The 2394-nt window shown below is 63.1% G+C and carries 2 protein-coding genes and 1 pseudogene; 1 reads left to right on the top strand and 2 read right to left on the bottom strand.

The window, feature by feature from the left end; translation table 11 throughout:
- Positions 1 to 45 precede the first annotated feature (45 nt).
- Together OC610_RS25710 and OC610_RS25715 are read right to left on the bottom strand one after the other, a co-directional pair.
- Positions 46 to 948 (bottom strand): transporter substrate-binding domain-containing protein, encoded by a 903-nt coding sequence (locus tag OC610_RS25710; protein ID WP_264431839.1) that lies wholly within the window; start codon positions 946 to 948, stop codon positions 46 to 48.
- 23 nt (positions 949 to 971) lie between these two features.
- Positions 972 to 2213, bottom strand: coding sequence for a D-amino acid dehydrogenase (locus OC610_RS25715; RefSeq protein WP_264431840.1), 1242 nt, complete (start codon positions 2211 to 2213; stop codon positions 972 to 974).
- Between the two features lie 60 nt (positions 2214 to 2273).
- On the opposite strand from OC610_RS25715, the pseudogene OC610_RS25720 reads away from it, so the two are divergent.
- Positions 2274 to 2394 (top strand): annotated as a pseudogene (locus tag OC610_RS25720) (LysR family transcriptional regulator); the annotation flags it as partial.

Consider the following 2394-nt stretch of genomic DNA (forward strand, 5'->3'; position numbering starts at 1 on the left):
TCGCGAGCAAGCTCGCTCCCACAAGGGCTCACCGGCACATGACAGCTACTGCACCGGATCACTCGTCGGCTTGGCTATGATCGCCTTCAACTCGCTGGTCATCGGGAATTCCAGGTTCAGCCCCTTCGGCGGGATCGGCTGCTGGAACCAACGCTCATAGATCGCGTTGATTTCCCCTGACTTGTACAGGTCCGCCAGGGTCGCGTTGACCAGCGCGAGGAATTGCGGATCGTCCTTGCGCACCATGCAGCTGTAGATTTCCCGCGACTGTTCTTCTCCGACCACGACCCATTTGTGTGGATCGCGCGCCTTGGCCCTTTCACCGTAAAGCAGCGCGTCGTCCATGTAGAACGCCGCCGCCCGCCCGGTCTCGAGCATCTGGAAGGCTTCGCCGTGGTCCTTGGCACTGATCACGAACATATCGACCTTGTTGTCCTGGTTGTAGCTTTTCAGGAACCGCTCGTTGGTGGTGCCGGCGGTGGTCACCACGTTCTTGCCGCGCAGGTCGGCGAAGCTGTGGATGCCGCTGTCCTTGGCTGTCAGCAACTGCCCCTTCACGTAGATGAAACCGTAGGAAAACGCCACTTGCTTCTGCCGTTCGGCGGTCACGCCGGTGGAACCGCACTCCAGGTCCACGGTGCCGTTCTGCACCAGCGGGATGCGGGTCTGGGACGTCACCAGGTTGTACTTCACGTTCAGTTGCGGCAGCGCCAGTTGTTGCTGGATGCGCTCGACGATCTTGCTTGCCAGCTCCACCGAATAGCCCATCGGCTTGCCGCTGTTGTCCGCGACGTAGGAAAACGGCACCGAGGCGTCGCGATAGCCCAGGGTGATGCTCTTGCTGCTGGCGATCTTGCCCAGCGTGCCGGCCGGCGGCGCTTCATTGGCGAATGCCGGGGCGCTCAGCAGCAGGCTCAGGGTACAGCCGATCAACGTGATTTTTTGCATTGTTATTCTCCGTTGCGGGTGGGTCAGGCGGCGCGTGGCGCGAGGCCTCGCATGTCGATGGAAGGTGTACGTTGGCGGATCAGTTCACTGAGCAAGCAGCCGCTGCCGCACGCCAGGGTAAAGCCCAAGGCGCCATGACCCAGGTTGAGCCACAGGTTGCGATAGCCGGTAGCGCCAATCAGTGGCACGCCGCTGGGCGTGGCCGGACGCATGCCCGCCCACTCGACGGCATGCTCGTAATCCCCGGCCAGCGGGAAGGTTTCCATGGCCTGGCGGCGGATCAGGGCCAGGCGCCTGGGGTCCGGTGCCGGATCAAAACCGACGATGTCGACCATCGCCGCCACTCGCAGTTGTTTGCCGATGCGAGCGTAGACGACCTTGCGGTCATAGTCGGTGATGCTCAGTTCCGGCGCCCGGTGCCGCGCCTCGATCGGAACCGTCAGGCTGTAGCCCTTGAGCGGATATAACGGCAATCGCAGCCCTGGCAATGCGAGCGCTGCGCTGCGATGGCCGGCGGCAATCACCAAGGCGTCCACGTCCAGGCGATGCCCGCCCAGGTCGATTGCCTGCACCGTGCCGTTGGCATGATGGATAGCGGTCACCGCACGCCCTAGCAAAAACTCGCAGCGCCCCGAAGCCCGGAGCCGCGCCGCCAATTGCAGGCAGAACGCATGGCAATCGGCGGCCTCCTCGTCCGGCGTATAGATCCCGCCCACGAACGGCACGTCGGCCAGTGCCGGCTCCAGGCTGGCGCATTCCGCAGGGCCCAATATTTGCTGATGACCAAGGTCAGTCACCCGTCGCCTAGCATGTTCGAAATGGCCGGCATTTCGAAACGTCACCAACTTGCCGTTGCGCCGCCAGTCGAAACCGTCGAGGCGATCCTCTTCGCGCCAAGTCTGCAATGTCGCCTGGCTCAGCAACGCCAGGCGCAACAGGTGCTCACCGTTGCGGCGATTGACCGAGGTCCGGCACGCCCCGATGAATGCCGCCATCCAGCGCCATTGGCCCGGGTCGAGGCGCGGGCGCAACTTCAGAGGCGAATCCGCGCGCAGCATCCAGCCCAGGGCCTGCCAGGGCACCCCGGCATCCGCGAGTGGCGCGACGTAGCGATAGGACAACTGGCCGCCATTGGCGAAACTGGTTTCGCTGCCCAACGCGTCCCGAGCTTCGACAAGCGTGACGTCGATGCCTTCGCGAACCAGCGCATAAGCCGTCGCCAGCCCGATCACGCCGCCACCGATGATGCAAACCCGCTGAGCCATGTCCGTCTCACACCTGTTTCGAATGGCCCAAGGTTAGGATCGGATGACAGCGTTCGAACAATGAATAAAGATGGGCCTCCTATAAACAAAGGTTATGGGCTCTCCATGCGCCTTCGTCATATCGAGATTTTCCAGGCCATCCGCCAGACCGGCTCCATCAGCGGCGCCGCCCAGTTGCTGC

Origin of the sequence: Pseudomonas agronomica (assembly GCF_025917275.1) — a bacterium.
Lineage (GTDB): Bacteria > Pseudomonadota > Gammaproteobacteria > Pseudomonadales > Pseudomonadaceae > Aquipseudomonas > Aquipseudomonas agronomica.